Origin of the sequence: Flavobacterium cellulosilyticum (assembly GCF_004349355.1) — a bacterium.
Lineage (GTDB): Bacteria > Bacteroidota > Bacteroidia > Flavobacteriales > Flavobacteriaceae > Flavobacterium > Flavobacterium cellulosilyticum.
The window spans coordinates 1-18259 of sequence record NZ_SMFK01000008.1 but is presented as its reverse complement, the minus strand read 5'-3'; the positions used below and the strand labels follow the sequence as shown (position 1 = coordinate 18259).

The following is an 18259-nucleotide window of genomic DNA, read 5'->3' as shown; positions in this document are numbered from 1 at the left end:
CAATGTATTTTAATAAAAAAGTAGGAATTTTACATAATTAAAATTATTTATTGTGCATTTCATCTCTTTTATTTGGTATTTAATCGGTAATACATGTATATTTACACCATAGAATTAGAAACAAGAATCTCAATTAAAAATAATTTAAAAAGTTTGCCCCACAATCTACTTTAAACCTTAACCTACTATATAAGGATTCATAATTGAGATTTTAGTTAGTTAATTAGTTAGAAAAACCGTATCCCCCAATGCGGTTTTTTTTATGCAAAAGAATTTTTAATTTTATTTTGATTGGCTCAAATTAGTAGTAGATTTACCATTAGAAAGTAAAAAATAATTGCCAATCATATGAATATTAAAAATAGGTTAACTTTGATGAGTTTCTTTCAGTTTTTTGTTTGGGGAGCTTGGTTAATTACTGTTGGGAATTATTGGTTTGCAACAAAACAATGGAGTGGTTCTGAATTTGGAGCCATATTTTCAACATTGGGACTTTCTTCTATAATAATGCCTGCATTAACGGGTATAATAGCTGATAAATGGATCAATGCTGAAAAATTATATGGGGTTTTACATATTCTTGGCGGTTTAGCACTTTGTTATATACCGCAAGTTAATGATTCCATTACTTTTTATTGGGTGATTTTTGCAGCCATGCTATGTTATATGCCTACGATTTCATTGTCAAATTCTGTGGCTTATACTATTTTAAAGAATAATGATTGCGATGTAATTAAAGTTTTTCCACCTATTCGTGTTTGGGGAACTATTGGTTTTATTGCAGCAATGTGGCTCACTAATTTAACTGGGAATAAAGCATCAGCAAATATGTTTTACATAGCTGCATTTGCTGCTATTTTATTAGGAATTTATTCCTTTACATTACCAAAATGTCCTCCACAAAAGCTAATTGATGAAAATGCTTCTTTTGCCAAAAAATTGGGGTTAGAGGCTTTTAAATTATTTGGAACCTATAAAATGGCCTTGTTCTTTATTTTTTCCATGTTTTTGGGAGCTGCCTTGCAATTAACAAATATGTATGGCGATGTGTTTCTATCTGAATTTGGGAACATTCCTGAATACACAAATAGTTTTGTAGTCCAAAAATCAACTTTAATAATGTCTATTTCACAATTTTCTGAAACAGCATTTATATTAGCAATTCCATTTTTTTTGAAGCGATTTGGTATCAAGCAGGTAATGTTGATTTCGATGTTGGCTTGGGTTTTGCGTTTCGGATTTTTTGCTTATGGCGATCCTTCTTTTGGAGGAACTTTTTTAATTATTATGTCTTGTATCGTTTACGGAATGGCGTTTGACTTTTTTAATATTTCAGGTTCGCTATTTATAGAAACTTCAACCGATTCGTCTATTCGTTCTAGTGCTCAAGGATTATTTATGATGATGTCTAATGGTTTTGGAGCTTTCTTTGGTGGTATAGTGAGCGGCCAAGTTATAGATGCTTTTTTTACACATGATGGTATACGCGATTGGCATAATATCTGGTTAAGTTTTGCATCTTATGCATTAGTAATTGCAATTGCATTTGCTGTATTATTCAAACACAAACACAATCCTGAAGTAGTAGAAAAAGTATTCCATTAAGGAATCTAGAAAATAATGATATCTTAAAAAAAAATAGAATCAACAACATAACATCCTATATGAGATAGGATGTTGATAGGAATATTACAAGGGAACTTACTTATTTATCCATTTAAAAAGTATTTTTTCTAAATCAGAATAAACAATTGGTTTTGGCAAATAATCGTCCATACCTACCTCAAAACATTTTTCTTTTTCACCTGCAAGTATTCCTGCTGTAACTGCAATAATTGGTGTTATTACATCAAGTTTTAAGTTTCTAATTTCTTGTGTAGCTTCATATCCGTTTTTATTTGGCATTTGAATATCCATCAAAATGAGGTCGGGTTGTTCTTTTAAAAAGATTTCGATCGCTTCATTTCCGTCAAAAGCAGTTTGGATGATGCAATTAGGGACAATTTTATGGACTAGAGTTTTGGCCAAAAGCATATTTATTTTATTGTCTTCTACGATAAGAATTTTTTTAACAATCGTATTGTCAATCGTCGGTTTAATATCTTCAATAGTACTATTTACTATTTCATTTACTTTGCTTTTTTGGAGCTTTTTAACATAGATGGAAAAATAGAAATCACTTCCTTCTCCGTAAATACTGTTTAATTCCAATTTACTATCCATTAATGCCAATAATTGATTTGAAATTGCCAACCCTAAACCAGTACCTCCAAATTTTCTGTTGGTTGAATTGTCTTCTTGTTCAAATGAACTAAATATTTTTTTATTATTAATCAGTTGAATTCCTTTGCCAGTGTCTAAGACAGAGAATTTGAGGTATGAAACATCATCTTTTAATGATTGTTGTTCTTTGATTTCCAATCTCACTTCACCAAATTCAGTGAATTTTAATGCGTTACTTAATAAATTTACTAGAATTTGTTTTATTTTCATAGCATCGGCCTTAATAAATTGAGGCACATTTTTATCTATGTCAAGAATTAATTCTAATTTTTTATCTATTGCTTGATATTTAAACAAATCAATAATTTGATGTATCAATTTAAACAAATCAATTTTTTCGATATATAATTCTAATTTTCCAGATTCAATTTTAGAAAAGTCCAATACATCGTTGACAATATCTAATAATAAGGAAGCAGAAACATTAATTGTAGACATGTAATCCAACTGATTACTGTCTAAGTTGGTTTTCATTAATAAATGAGTAAAACCAATTATTCCGTTTAAAGGCGTTCTAATTTCATGACTCATATTGGCAAGAAAATTAGATTTCGATTTATTGGCTGTTTCTGCAATTTCTTTAGCAATAATCAAATTGGATTCTAATACTTTTCGATAGGTTATATCAGTTATGGTACCAATATAACCTATAATTTCATTTTTTTCGTCTTTTTCAGCAATGGCTTGGCCCATAACCCAAACAACGGAACCATCAGGTCTAATAAAACGGTATTCAGACAATGATTTTTCTCCAATAGTAGTTGCTTTTTCCCATCCATTTAAAATTCTTTGTTTGTCATCTTCATGAACTGCATCTAGCCAACCGCTACCTAACGCTTCTTGAAAAGATATTCCTGAAATTTCACACCAACTTGGATTCACAAAAGTGGTGTTACCATTTTTATCAGTTCGAAATATGCCAACAGGTGAAACTTCAGTTAGCGTATGATAACGTTGTTCACTTTCAAAAATTTCACGTTCAACCTTCTTTTTTAATGTCTCTTTTTCGAAAAGATCTAAAGCGAAATTAACATCACCCGTTGCTTCTTCTAATAAAGCAATCTCCTCGTTGTCAAAAAAGTTCTTCTCTTTGGAATAAAATACAAAAACACCAATGGTATCGCCGAATTTTTTTATAGGTAGCGCCATAATAGATTGAAAACCGGATTTTAATGCTTCCTCTTTCCATGGTCTCATTATTAAATCATTTTCGATATCATTGCTTATACAATAATTTCCACTTCTGATTGTTGTACCTATTGGCCCATTACCTTCGGCTGTGTTTTCATCAGTAGAAATAGTTTTAATTATATTAAAATATTCTTGATCATTTCCCGCAATCATTGCAGGAATAATATTTTTACTTAATGGGTCAACTAATCCAATCCAGGACATTTTAAATCCACCTAAATCTACAGCTATAGTGCAGGCTTCTCTAAAAAGAGTTTCCTGATCAATAGTTCGAACAATCATTTGATTAATTTGACTGATAAAAAAATAAAGTCTATTGGCTTTTTGAAGTTTTTGTTTCACTTCAATTCTTTCAGAAATATCAGTAATTATTCCATGACAAATTACAGAACCATCAGGTTCAACTACCGGCAATGAATTTACTTCATGCCATACAAGTCCTTTTATTGGATGAAAATAACGATATTCTCCTTTAAGTGGAACTAAATTTGTTTTCGTATTGGCTATTTTTTCTTTTACTGCAGCAACATCCTCAGGATGAATTAATTCAAAAATCTTATCTGCATTGTTTTCAATTTCTTCAAAACGAAAACCATATATATCTTTAATGGCGTCACTGGCATAAGGATAACATATAGAACCATCCAAATTTTGACGCATCGAATAAATCAAACCTGGAGAAGTAGCCGCAATTTTAGCAAAAATATCTCTTTCTTTTGTTAAAGCTGCATTGAATTCAATTCTATCGGATACATCTCTGAAATTGGCTATAATCCCCTTCACACTGCAATCATGAATTCTATTATTTACAACTCCTTCTAACCAGATATAATGCCCGTTTTTATGCTTTACCCTAAATAATACAGGGAACAATTGACCTGGATTAGCAATAGCTTTTTGTATAATTTGATATACATATTCTAAATAATCGGGATGATAATATTCCTTGTCTGGAATTTCATCAAATTCTTTATCGGTATATCCAGTTACTCGCGCAGATGAAGGACTCCTGAATAAAACTTTTAAATTTTTATCTACAACTGTAATTATACCTTCATTATTTTCTACTAATGCTCTAAATCGTTTTTCATTATTTGTAATTACATTTTTTGCTGTTGTTTCTTCAGTAACATCCCTTAAATTCCCAATAATCCCATTTATGCTTTTATCATGAAATTTATTATTCAAAACTCCTTCTAGCCAAATATAATGACCGTCTTTATGTTTAATTTGAAACAAAACTGGTATTGGTATATTTGGGTTCTCAAAAGATTCTTTATGTTTTTGGTATACATAGTCCATAAAATCGGGGTGTACAAAATCTTGTGTAGGAACTGTTTGATGTTCTTCATGTGTATAACCCGTAATTCGTACTGCACCCAAACTTCGAAAAACGGTATTCATGTTTTGATCAATAATAGTTATGATTTCATTAGTGTTTTTAACTAATGTTCTAAATCTTTTTTCATTAGTTTCAATTAGGAAACCACTATTTTTAATATCAGTTATATCTTTAATAAAACCAATAAATCGGGTTTCAGTAATTTTTACTGAATCAATTCGACTCCATCTTATTTCTCCAGATTTATGAATCGTTTTAAATTCGCCTCTTGATTCACCTAACTTTTTTAATTTATTAAAACACATTTCCAATTCTTCAATAGATTCTTGGAATGCTAATTCCATCATAGAAAGGGTTAAAAGTTCATCTGTAGAATAACCGAAAATTGATGAAACAGCTTTGTTTACTTCGACAAATTTTCCGTTTTCATCAGCAACAAAAATACCATCAGGAGCGTTTTCTACATAACCTTTAAATTTGGCATTACTTGCGACCTCCACTTTTTTTAATTTCTGAGCAATATCTAGCTGTTTTTTAAATTTAAGAAGTTTTCTAATTTGATGTTTTTCTGTGATATCTTGTGTAGTCCCTCTTAATGCAACAACATCCTTTTTTTCATTAACAACGGGATGAACAATCGCATGAACCCATTTTGTTTTATTCTTACTTAGGATAGCGCACTGTTCAACTTCAAAAGGTTTTTTATCAATTTTAGAATTTTTAATTTTATTTAGGAAAAGTTCTACATCTGATTTTGAAAACCGTTTTACATATTCCTGAAATAAATCTTGATTTTTCTCTTTCTTTAAATCATATATAGAATACAATTCATTTGACCAAATCATTTTATGATTTTCAAAATTGTACTCCCAGCTGCCTATTTTGGAAATTTCCTGAGCATTTTCCAATAATTTTTTACTGTATAATATTTCTGCTTGCGCGATTTTGATCGCTGTGACATCTCGTCCAATAGCATAAATAATTTCATTTGAAACATCCACATTTGTTGTCCACTGGATATAAATGATTTCCCCGTTTTTTTTAATTAGTTTATTCTCAAAGTCAATTGAAGTAATCCCTTTCGATAATGATTCCAATTCTTTTTTAGATTTATACAAGTCATCAGGATGGATAAAATTAAGAAGAGGTATACTTAATACTTCCTCTCTCGAATATCCTAATGTCTTAATAAAGGAAGGATTAATTTCTTTATAAAAACCGTCTGTTCCAACTTTACAAATAAGATCTAATGATTCTTTAAAATAGAAATCTAGATTTGTTAAAGCTACTTCATTGTTACGTAAACGAAAAATTTCAGACTCTTGGTCTTTCGTTAATTTTCGTAATTCTTCATACGTTGGTTTATGATTTCTAGAATTCATATAGATTGCGAAAATTATAAGTAATGTAAATATATTAATATAATAATTATCAAGAATACAACAATTTGGAGTAATTTGTAAAGTTTATTTTTTTATTAAAAAAATATTTTCGTATAAGAAAGATCTTTATTCAATAATTGAACGTAGTTGTCTGATTTTTAACTTGTAATTGACTTTTTTATTGCCTTTTGTAAAAATTATTTAGTGTGATAAAACCATTTTATTTCAATCATTTTAGGTTAGTAAAATTGCATTTAAGATGATAAATAATAATTTGATAAGGGGATAAAATTATTAATTATAATTAAACTAAAAAGAGTTATTTGATAGCCATAATAATGGACATATTATTTTTTACTTTTCAAAAATATTTTAAAAGTAGTTCCTACATTTATTTCGCTTTCAACCTCGATATGTCCACCCATTGATTCAATTTGATTTTTAGTTATAAACAATCCAACACCTCTCGAATCTTCATGTTTATGAAATGTTTTATAAATGCCAAAAAGTTGATGTCCATGTTTCTTTAAATCGATACCTAAACCATTATCCTTAAATGTTAACATTACAAATTCTTCAACCAGTTCTGCTTTAATTTCAATAAAACTAACTCTGTTTTTAGATGAATATTTAATCCCATTAGTTAGAAAATTCAATATAATACTATCAATATATGCAGTTATACCTATAACATTTATGTTATCAGGTACTTCGTTTTTAAGTTTCACCTCATTTTTTTTGGCTAAAGATAGTAGACTGCTACAATTTTTTTCAATAATTGGTCTCAAAGGAACAACTATGAAATTGTCTTTAGTTTGAGCATTGATCTGAACTACATCAGTTAAGTGTTTAATAGTGTCTGTTAGGTTGTATGATGATTTTTGAAGGTGTTTTATTAAATCATTTTCATATATTTCAGGGTTATCGTTCTTCAAGAGATCGAGTAACATAGCTATTCCATTAGAATGTGATCTTAAATTGTGAGAAACGATATAGGCAAAGTTTTTAAGTCGTCCATTTTGATCTTCAGAGATATTCAATAATGAAATTAAATCTTTTTCAACCTTTTTTATCTTATATATATCTCTACCAACACTTAAAAAACCTGTAATATCACCATTTCTTTTGATTGCAGATATTGATAATAATACGGGATAATCGGTATTGTCTTTGCGTATATAAGTCCAATTTCTAGTTTCAGGTATTCCTAATTTTGCGTTAGAAAATAAGACATCTAATCCTTCAATTTTTGTATTCAGTTTTTTAGAAAGCTCTTTTCCTACTGCTTCTATTTCAGTTTTTGAATGTAATCTCTCTATTGAATGTTTTCCTATAATTTCAACGGCCTTATATCCTAATTGCAACTCTGCGCCTTTATTAAAACCTGTAATTATACCTGATACGTCTGTAATAATGATACTTACCAGTGAGCTGGCATCAAAAATAGCCTTATTTTTAGCTAAAGATTCGTCTAGTCGTTCTTTGGCTAATTTTATTTTTGTGATATCCTGAAATGAGCCTATTAACTTAGGTTGATTTTCTATTTGATTCCATTTGATTCCAGTTACTCTTACCCATTTTAATTTATCTTTCGCTGTAATCAATCTGCAAACTACATCAAAATTTATTCCCCTAGATAAAGTTTTATTCAAGGCTTTAGTAATTAAATTTCGATCATCTGGATGATAAAAATCAATTGCATTGACAAAATTATGATTAAAGTCAAGAGGCAGTTCATGAATGTTATACACTTCATCTGTCCAATGGGTAATACCTGTGTTTAAATCAAGCTCCCAAGCACCAATTTTATTTAATCTCTGACTTTCATTAAATAATTTCTCTGTTTTTAAAAATTTATCATTTAACTCTTTAAGGACGATACTTTTTTTTCTTAATTCTAAAACCTGCATTACTTGTTTGGACAACATTTTTAATGTCTCAATTTGTTCTGTACTTAAATGTTTTGGCTTGTCATCTATTACACAAAGTGTACCTAGCGGATATCCTTTTTCAGAAACTAATGAAACCCCCACATAAAAAACAATATTTGGATCTCCAGTTACAAGGGGATTTTCTTTAAAACGAATGTCTTTACGGGAGTCTTCAATAATAAAAACGTCTTCGGGCTTATTAATAGCATGGGAACAAAAAGCAAACTCTCTTGGTGTTTCTCGGATTTCTAGTCCATGATGGGACAAAAACCATTGTTTGTCTTCTGCAATAAGACTTATTAAAGAAATTTTAGTTCCGCATATTTGTGAAGCAACTTTTGTTATAAAATCGTAATCAGATTGCTCTATTTCGCCTAAAATGTGATAAGAATCTAATTCATCAAGTCTATTTCTTTCGTTTGTAGATAATTCAGGCATAATATAGGGTAATAATTAATTGCAGTAATATACGTGTTTATGGTGAATAATCTGTTAAGAAGTAGTAATAAAACGGCTAACGTTTGTTAGACATTCAAATTTCAGGTGTTTATTATAATTAACAATTTAAAATGATTTGAAAGTTGATTACAAAATAATTAAATATTTTATAGTAAAAATTAAAAACTGCTTTTTATATTCTTCAATTTAATCCCATTGTAACACTTGTTACCGACCACCTCACTCTGTGAATCTATCTTTGTACAATAATTAAGAAACTAAATTATGAGAAACATCAATTTTATACTTTTAATAGGATTTATTACCATTTCAACATTAGGTTATAGCCAAGATACGTTGACTATTTCTAAAAGAGATATTTGGCAAAAAGCATCTGACAATAATTTGCAAATCCAGATTTCCAATCAAGAAGTACAATCGTCCCAAGCAGATTATCGACAATCCAATGCGCTGTTTTTGCCAAGTATTACTGCTTCACATACTGCCATTTCTACCACAAATCCTTTGATGGCTTTTGGTTCAAAATTGAATCAGGAAATTTTGACTGCTTCAGATTTTAATCCATCTTTATTGAATAATCCTGCTACAACACAAAATTATTCTACAAAAATCGAAATTTTGCAACCATTAATTAATATGGACGGCATATATGCTAGACAAGCAGCCAAAGCTAAAATGGAAGCCTATCAAATAAAAACAGAACGAACTAAAGAATATTTTGAACTCGAGGTAAATAAATCTTTTATGCAGTTGCAATTAGCATATAAATCGGTTAGCGTTTTGGAAAAAGCAAATAGTACGGCTGATGCCAATATGAAATTGGTAGAAAACTATTTCAAACAAGGAATTCTTCAAAAAACTGATCTATTGTCGGTGCAAGTTCGAGGCAATGAAATTAAAAACCAATTGCAATTTGCCAAAAGTAATGTGCAAAACTCTTCAGACTATTTGGCTTTTTTAATGAACGAAGACACAAAAGGCAAGGTGTACAAACCTTTGGAAGATCTAGATAACTCGATTACTATTGAAACGATCAATACAAAATTATCTGATAGCAGAAAAGACATTCAAGCAATGGATAAATCATCTGATGCTTATGCAAAAATGTTGCAATCGAGTAAAATGAATTTTTTACCAAGATTAAATGCTTTTGGAAGTTATGAAATGTACGATAACACGGTGTTTGGAACTACAGCCAAAGGTTATTTAGTGGGAGCACAATTATCATGGAGTGTTTTTGATGGATACAAATCGATTGGTAAAATGGAAAAAGCAAAAGCTGAATTCCAAAAATCGGTAGTGGAATCCCAACAATACAAAGCGCAAAGTCAAATGGAACTCAATAAAGCCAATCGACAGTTGAAAGATGCTGAAAACAAAGTGAATTTAGAAAAATTAGCTTTGGAACAATCTCGGGAAGCCTATAGAATTCGTTCCAATCGTTTTACTCAAGGTTTAGAAAAAACAACCGATTTATTGCAGTCAGAAACGCAAATGTTCCAAAAAGAATTAGAGTTTTTACAATCCGTTTTTGAATATAATTATACGCAACAATATTTACAATTTTTAACTAAGTAGAAAATAGATAATAGACGAAAAGATAATAGATGAAAAATATAAATCAATATGAAATCGAAGATTCACGAAACCCAATTTTTAAAGAACATAATAATGAGTAAAAAAATAATCGCAATCCTTTCCATTACCGCAGTTTTATTTACCGCTTGTGGAAAAGATCAAAAAGAACCAGTAACGGCAGAACCTGCTATAGCGGTCAAAGTAAGTGGCGTTTCTGAAAATGACAAAGGTGCATTTATCACTGCAAGTGGAAAAATTGAAGCGGAGAACAGTGCTAATTTAAGCACTCGAATGATGGGTTATGTAACTAAAGTTCATGTGAAAGTAGGACAAAAAGTGGGAGCAGGACAATTGTTGGTGAGTATCAACAATACCGATTTACAGGCAAAAAAAGCACAAGTAGACGCAAGTATTTTGCAAGCAACTGCTGGATATAACAATGCCAAAAAAGACTATGATCGTTTCGTGACTTTGTTCAAACAACAATCTGCTTCCCAAAAAGAACTGGATGATATGACGTCTCGTTACCAAATGGCGAAAGCAGGTTTAGAAGGTGCCAAACAAATGCGAAATGAAGTGCTGGCTCAATTTTCTTATTCGAATATTACAGCTCCATTTTCTGGAACGGTAACCAATACTTTTGTGAAAGAAGGAGATATGGCAAATCCGGGAATGCCTTTGGTAAACGTTGAAGGAGTGTCAAAATTAGAAGTAACTACAATGGTTTCTGAAAATGACATTAATGCTATCAAAAAAGGAATGCCTGTCAAAGTTTTGGTGAAATCATCTAATGACAATCTTACGGGTAAAGTAAGTGAAGTGAGCGCATCGGCAACTAATACAGGCGGACAATATTTGGTAAAAATCAATCTAGACAAAACTGATGCTTCGGTCTTATCAGGAATGTTTGTAAATGTACAGTTTCCAGTGGAAAATAAGTCAACAGTTTCTAATAAAAATATAGTGTTAATTCCTGAGAGTTCATTAGTTAACCAAGGTCAGTTAAAAGGAATTTACACAATAGGAACAGGAAATGTGGCCATTTTAAGATGGTTGCGATTAGGAAAAACATTTGGTAATCAAGTGGAAGTTTTATCCGGTTTATCAGCTAATGAACACTATATCATTTCAGCAGATGGAAAATTGTATAACGGAGCTTTGGTTAGTGTTCAGTAATTAGATTGCAGATTTAAGAATTCAGATTATAGATTATAGCTCCAAAGTAGTGCTACGTTTATAGAAAATAGATTTCATTGTAAATTCCAGCGTGAGGGATAGAAGTGAAAATCCTTTTTCGTCAGTTCGAGTTTCCGCTTTTTGGCGGAAGGATCGAGAACCAGAAAAAGATTGTAACGAATAGCCCGACCCGACCTTTTGAGAGGGTCACGCACAAATAAATAAAAAAACATGCAAGAAGGTATTTCAGGTAAAATTGCCCATTTTTTCATCAATTCGAAATTGACCATTTTGTTGATGGTAGGTTTGATGATTATTGGGGTTTATAGTTCGTTTTTGATTCCAAGGGAAGAAGAACCGCAGATTAATGTGCCGATGGCCGACGTCATGGTGGGTTATCCGGGAGCAAGTCCAATAGAGGTAGAAAGTCGTGTGGCCAAACCTCTCGAAAAAATTATTTCGAACATCAAAGGTGTGGAGCACGTGCATACGATGGCAATGAACGGTCAAGCGCTATTGATTGTTCAATTTTATGTAGGTCAGGATGTGGAGCGTTCGTATGTGAAATTATATGATGAATTGGCAAAACATGAGGATATGTTTCCTAAAGGAGTATCTAAACCAATGGTTAAAACTCGTTCGATTGACGATGTTCCCATGTTGGGATTGACGCTTTGGAGCGAAAAAGTAGATGATTTTCAGTTGCGTCAAATTGCAGAAGAAGTGACTTCGGAGATTGAAAAAGTGAAAGACGTGGCGATTACCAAAGAAATTGGTGGTCGAAATAGAGAGTTAAAAGTAATTCTAGACAAAGATAAAATGGCCGAAAATGGGCTGGATGCTTTGGGCATTATGGGCATGATTCAGACCAATAACGGAAGTTCACAATCGGGAAGTTTTGTCAATAATGACCAAGAATATCTTGTTACAACAGGAAAATTTCTTTCGAGTTCGGAAGATGTTGAAAGCTTGGTTGTAGGTGTAAATAAAAACAGACCTGTATATTTAAAACAAGTAGCTACAGTCGAAGATGGTGCGTCTACAGCGAGAAGTTATGTGTCTTTTGGGTATGGCAAAGCCAATGAAAAGTTCAAAAAAGATCAATCGGAATATCCTGCGGTTACAATCTCTATTGGGAAAGTAAAAGGTGCGGATGCGATGAAAATTGCTGAAAAAATCATTGCCAAAGTCGAGCATTTAAAAAAGAATATAATTCCAAGTGATGTTCATGTTGAAGTGACCCGAAATTATGGTGAAACTGCCTCGGACAAAGTAGGGGAGTTATTGCTACACCTCGGAATTGCAATTATTGCAGTAACCTTTTTAGTGATATTAGCTATGGGTTGGAGAGGCGGATTAGTAGTGTTTTTCTCTGTTCCTTTGACATTTGCATTGACTTTATTTGCTTATTATTTATTGGGTTATACATTGAACAGAATTACGCTTTTTGCCCTAGTTTTCGTGGTGGGAATTGTGGTTGATGATAGTATTATTATTGCCGAGAACATGCACCGCCATTTCAAGATGAAGCGACTGCCATTCAAACAAGCAGCTATTTATGCGATAAATGAGGTAGGAAATCCAACGATTTTGGCCACATTCACAGTAATTGCAGCGATATTGCCAATGGCGTTCGTATCTGGAATGATGGGGCCTTATATGAGTCCAATGCCTATTGGTGCTTCGATTGCGATGCTATTATCATTGTTTGTAGCATTGACCGTAACGCCATATTTGGGATATCATTTGCTTCAGGAAAAAGAATCTCAAGAACACAAACATGAAGTTGGAATGGAAACGAGTTGGGTGTATAAAATTTACAACAAACTCGAAAGACCTTTACTGGAAAGCAGTACAAAAAGAAGAATTCTTTTATTGGTAACTGTGGTTTTATTATTGGGTTCGGTTACCCTATTTTTTACCAAATCGGTTGTGGTCAAAATGCTGCCATTCGATAATAAGAATGAATTCCAAGTGGTAATTGATATGCCAGAAGGAACGACATTAGAACGTACTGCGGCTGTGACAAAAGAAATTGCACAGTATCTTTCTACCAAGCCTGAAGTGGTGAATTATCAAAATTATGTTGGAACATCGGCGCCAATTACCTTTAACGGATTGGTTCGTCATTATGATTTGCGTGGCGGAAGTAATATGGCAGACATACAAGTGAATTTATTGCACAAAGACGAACGTAAGTTGCAAAGTCACGATATTGCTAAGGAAATGCGTCCTGATATTCAGAAAATTGCCAAGAAATACGGTGCAAATGTAAAAATTATTGAAGTTCCACCTGGACCGCCAGTACTTTCTACTTTGGTTGCTGAAATTTATGGGCCTAATTATGCAGACCAAATAAAAGTCGCCAATCAGGTAAAAGACATCTTGAAAAACACTTCGGATATTGTAGATATCGATTGGACTGTAGAAGACGATCAAGTGGAATATAAATTGGAAGTCGATAAAGAAAAAGCAATGCTCAATGGAATTGCTCCGCAACAAGTGGTTGGGAATTTGACTTATTTGCTAAAAGAGTATCCAATTTCGAATTTGTATGATGAAAATTCAAATGACAATGTGAGCATCGTTCTTTCGCTTGACGACAAAGACAAAACAAGTTTGCAAGACATTAAAAACCTAAAAATCAAAGGAAGTGAAGGCAATATGATTCCGGTGGGTGATTTGGTCAAAGTGGTAAAAGATACGTTGCAAAAAACCATTTATAGAAAAGATCAAAAACGGGTGGTTTATGTAACTGCCGATATGGCTGGAGCATTAGAAAGTCCGGTGTATGCGATTCTAGGAATGAATGAAAAATTAGCCAAAATAAAAGTGCCAAAAGGCTATAAAGTGAGCGAATTGTATATGGAACAACCTACAGACGAAAGCGATTTCACTGTAAAATGGGATGGAGAATGGCAAATCACTTTGGAAGTTTTTCGTGATTTAGGAGTAGCCTTTATGGTGGTAATTGTTATCATTTACATGTTAATTGTAGGATGGTTTCAAAACTTCAAAACGCCAATGGTGATGATGTTGGCAATTCCAATGTCGTTGATCGGAATTGTGTTTGGACACTGGTTATTGAGTGCGTTTTTTACAGCGACTTCATTTATCGGAATGATTGCTTTGGCTGGAGTTATGGTGCGAAATTCAGTTTTACTGATTGACTTTATCGAAATCCGACTGAATGAGGGAGTGCCAATAAAACAGGCGATTATTGAAGCAGGAGCGGTACGAGCAACGCCAATTTTATTAACAACTGGAGCGGTTGTTATAGGAGCTTCTATTATTTTATTTGATCCAATTTTTCAAGGATTAGCGATTTCATTAGTGTTTGGAGCCATTGTATCGACTGTTTTAACCCTATTAGTTGTGCCTGTTATCTATTACATAACAGAACGAAAAAAATGGGAAAAATCTAAAGATTCTTCAAAAGTAGAAGAGATTGAAGAGGAAATATCGAATTAACTAAATTAAAAAAAAATGAAAAATAAAGTCTTTAGAATTTTAGTAGGTACTTTTATCTTAATTAGTTTGATATTGACAATATATGTCAATCAAAACTGGTCGTGGTTCACTGCTTTTATAGGAGTCAATTTAATCCAATCCGGTTTTACCAAATGGTGTTTGTTAGAGACTATTTTGTCTAAATTAGGATTGAAGGATTAATTAGTTTACTAATTCAATTTCAAAAAAGAGGATATCTTGAATGGTATCCTCTTTTGTGTTTTTATTATTTAAAAACAGCTAATTAGAATTGTTGTTTATAAACCTTTCAAAACGAATCTATGAAATTTTGTCTTTTATGTTATTTTTAATAAAAATATTATTTTATTAATTATTCATTAATTTATTTTTAAATCATTTTGATTTTTTTAAAAATAATTCAATTATATGGAACCTAAGAAATGAGAAATAAGTACATAATCGGACATTAAACTCTTTTAAACAGATTTAATTTTTAATTCAGTTAAACACATATTTTTTAACATAGGTTTGCCGAAAAATAAATAAAATCAATGCGTAAAAAGCACTCTATTAATACTTTTACTTTCAATAATGATAAATTAGCTACTTTAGTTATAAATTTTATTATTAACTCATCTGCAAGTATTTCTTTGATAGTTAGACAAAAAACAAAATTATTTTCCACATATATTTTATTTATAATTATCTTTATCAATTTCAATACACTTCAGGCACAAGTTCAAAATGACGGAGAGTTATATATTAGTGGAAGTAGCGTTTTTTATGACGGTTCAAATGGTTTTAATTTTGGTTTAGGTTCAACAACAACAAGTAGAAATAAATTAGATTATGGAGTTTTATCTTTTTCTAATGGAGTATCATGGGACGGAGCTAACGATATGAATTTTGTAGATGGTTATGTTGAAACGCAAAGCAATACTGCTTTTATTTTACCTATTGGACAAGCTGGTATTTATGCACCCATACAAGTAATTCCTTCTAATTTTGAAGGTGTAGGAGCTGCTTACTTTAGATCATCCCTTAACTCAATTGGTAGTGTTTTGGAAGAATCCATATCATCGATTTCATCGGTTGAATATTGGGACATAATAGGTAATGGAGTAAAAGCTGGAATTTCGCTTAGTTGGAGATCATCAAGTGCTATTTCGGATTTAACATCGTCGTCGCTACCAAATTTAACTATTGTAGGTTGGAATGGTTCAGCGTGGGTATCAATACCTTCAACTGTAGATGAATATTCTATACAGGGCGAAATAAGTAGTTTGATTTCGGGCTCTATTAGTTCAAATGTAGAAGTAGATTTATCGGCTTATTCTGCTTTTTCATTCGGCGCTACAACAAATCAACTCTTGGTTCCTAAATTTGATAAAGTAGAATTGATGGTATATATAAATAATAACAGATTATATATTGATGCTACTTTACCAATAACAGCTATAAATATATATGATATTATGGGCAAAAAAATATTTTCGGAGCACCTAAATGGAGATTTAAAATACAACCTACTTTTCAACCATTCAGATGAGATCTATATTGCAAAAATTGAATTGGATAATGGAGCTTCAACTATTACAAAGAAAATTATTAATAAAAATTATAATTAGATTTTCTATAAATCACCTTTAAATATATGAAAATATATAATTATTTGATATTATTAATTTTTCTGCAATCTAGTTTTGCAGTTGCTCAAATAGGAATTGGTACTAAAAAACCTGATGAATCCTCTGTTTTAGATATCGATTCCAAAGCTAAGGGATTACTAATTCCCAGAATGAGTTCTAATGAACGGGATTTAATTAAGAATCCTGCCACTGCATTGATAATTTATAACAGTACTCTGCAAGCAATCGAGATTAATATTGGAACAAAATCAACTCCTATTTGGATTTTAGTAGGAGACAATGGAGCTGTTTCTTCATCTAACAAACTGTCTTCTGGTGCAATATTCGTTGGGGATAATGTTGGTAATGCTAAAGAAGTACAGGTTTCTGGAGAAGCAATCATAACTAATTCGGGAGTTATTACTTTAAAAAATGATGCCGTTATTTCAAAGACACTTACAGCTTATAAAAGTGGAGCAGGAAAAATAACTCCTAATGATAATATTATTCAAGCCATTCAAAAATTAGATGGCAATCAATCCACAAATGCAGTTATAACTGTATCAACCGATTATAATCTTCTTTTAACTGATTACACCATTTTATGTGATAATGAAACGAAGCCTTTTGCCATTAATTTACCAGAGGTAAGCAGTTGTCGAGGCAAAGTATATGTTATTAATAAAATAGACGAAACTTCAAATGTATTAAATATAAATCCACCCATTCAATTAACTAAGAAAGTTGCTATATCGCAACTAAACTACCCCAAATCATTTAAGATACAATCCGACGGAAAAGTCTGGTTTATCATCAATTAATCTAATTAAACAAAACAAAAAAATGAATTACAAAACTATTTCAAAAATTATAGTAACACTGATACTATTTGGTTTCTCAATTACAGATGTTTCAGCGCAAGTTGTGCAAAAAATCGGATCTAATTCATTTACAATTAATCCACATGCAGTTTTAGAATTAGAAAGTAAAACTAAAGGGTTTTTGCCTCCTAGAATGACAACTAGTGAACAATCAACCAATTTGATTCTTGGACCGAATGAAAAAGGTTTGATAGTATATATAACAGATGCTTCATCACCAGGTTTGCAAATATGGGATGGATCGAAATGGATTTCCTATGTCGATACTGCCGCATTAGCACTAAAAGCAAATGCATCAGATTTAACAGGATTAGCAACTACTGACGCTACAAATACTGCATTAGCACTAAAAGCAAATGCATCAGATTTAACTGGGTTAGCAACTACTTCCGCTACAAATACAGCATTAGCACTAAAAGCAAATGCATCAGATTTAACGGGGTTAGCAACTACTGACGCTACAAACACTGCACTAGCRCTAAAAGCAAATGCATCAGATTTAACTGGATTAGCAACTACTAACGCTACAAATACTGCATTAGCACTAAAAGCAAATGCATCAGATTTAACTGGATTAGCAACTACTGACGCTACAAATACTGCATTAGCACTAAAAGCAAATGCATCAGATTTAACTGGATTAGCAACTACTGACGCTACAAATACTGCRTTAGCACTAAAAGCAAATACATCAGATTTAACTGGATTAGCAACTACTGACGCTACAAATACAGCTTTAGCACTAAAAGCAAATACATCAGATTTAACTGGATTAGCAACTACTGACGCTACAAATACAGCTTTAGCACTAAAAGCAAATGCATCAGATTTAACTGGATTAGCAACTACTGACGCTACAAATACAGCGTTAGCACTAAAAGCAAATACATCAGATTTAACTGGATTAGCAACTACTGACGCTACAAATACTGCATTA

The 18259-nt window shown here is 31.8% G+C and carries 9 protein-coding genes and 1 pseudogene; 8 read left to right on the top strand and 2 right to left on the bottom strand.

Translation table 11 applies throughout. The features are described 5' to 3' along the window. The first annotated feature begins 348 nt into the window (after positions 1–348). Positions 349–1605 (top strand): nucleoside permease, encoded by a 1257-nt coding sequence (locus tag E0F76_RS12395; RefSeq protein WP_132006390.1) that lies wholly within the window; start codon positions 349–351, stop codon positions 1603–1605. A 96-nt stretch (positions 1606–1701) separates the two neighbouring features. Here the strand turns inward: E0F76_RS12395 and E0F76_RS12390 are convergent, their stop codons facing one another. Beyond that, entirely contained in the window at positions 1702–6198 is a 4497-nt protein-coding gene (locus tag E0F76_RS12390) for a PAS domain S-box protein (RefSeq protein WP_132006387.1), read from the bottom strand. Positions 6199–6545: 347 nt separating this feature from the next. Beyond that, on the bottom strand, positions 6546–8567 hold the full coding sequence (locus tag E0F76_RS12385; protein WP_132006384.1) for a PAS domain S-box protein: 2022 nt from the start codon (positions 8565–8567) through the stop codon (positions 6546–6548). A gap of 285 nt (positions 8568–8852) precedes the next feature. On the opposite strand from E0F76_RS12385, the gene E0F76_RS12380 reads away from it, so the two are divergent. From E0F76_RS12380 to E0F76_RS12350, 7 genes and pseudogenes are all read left to right on the top strand, one after another. Next, positions 8853–10166, top strand: coding sequence for a TolC family protein (locus E0F76_RS12380; RefSeq protein ID WP_132006381.1), 1314 nt, complete (start codon positions 8853–8855; stop codon positions 10164–10166). Positions 10167–10259: 93 nt separating this feature from the next. Further along, entirely contained in the window at positions 10260–11342 is a 1083-nt protein-coding gene (locus E0F76_RS12375; RefSeq protein WP_132006378.1) for an efflux RND transporter periplasmic adaptor subunit, read from the top strand. Positions 11343–11573: 231 nt separating this feature from the next. Then, positions 11574–14813, top strand: a complete 3240-nt coding sequence (locus E0F76_RS12370) for an efflux RND transporter permease subunit (RefSeq protein WP_132006375.1) — start codon at positions 11574–11576, stop codon at positions 14811–14813. Positions 14814–14828: 15 nt separating this feature from the next. Beyond that, the gene (locus E0F76_RS12365; RefSeq protein ID WP_132006372.1) at positions 14829–15014 is read left to right on the top strand and encodes a YgaP family membrane protein; all 186 of its coding nucleotides are present in this window, start codon (positions 14829–14831) and stop codon (positions 15012–15014) included. Positions 15015–15364: 350 nt separating this feature from the next. Beyond that, positions 15365–16441 (top strand): hypothetical protein, encoded by a 1077-nt coding sequence (locus E0F76_RS12360; RefSeq protein WP_132006369.1) that lies wholly within the window; start codon positions 15365–15367, stop codon positions 16439–16441. Positions 16442–16467: 26 nt separating this feature from the next. Next, entirely contained in the window at positions 16468–17262 is a 795-nt protein-coding gene (locus tag E0F76_RS12355) for a hypothetical protein (protein ID WP_132006366.1), read from the top strand. A gap of 22 nt (positions 17263–17284) precedes the next feature. Further along, positions 17285–18259, top strand: a pseudogene (locus E0F76_RS12350) (hypothetical protein); the annotation flags it as partial.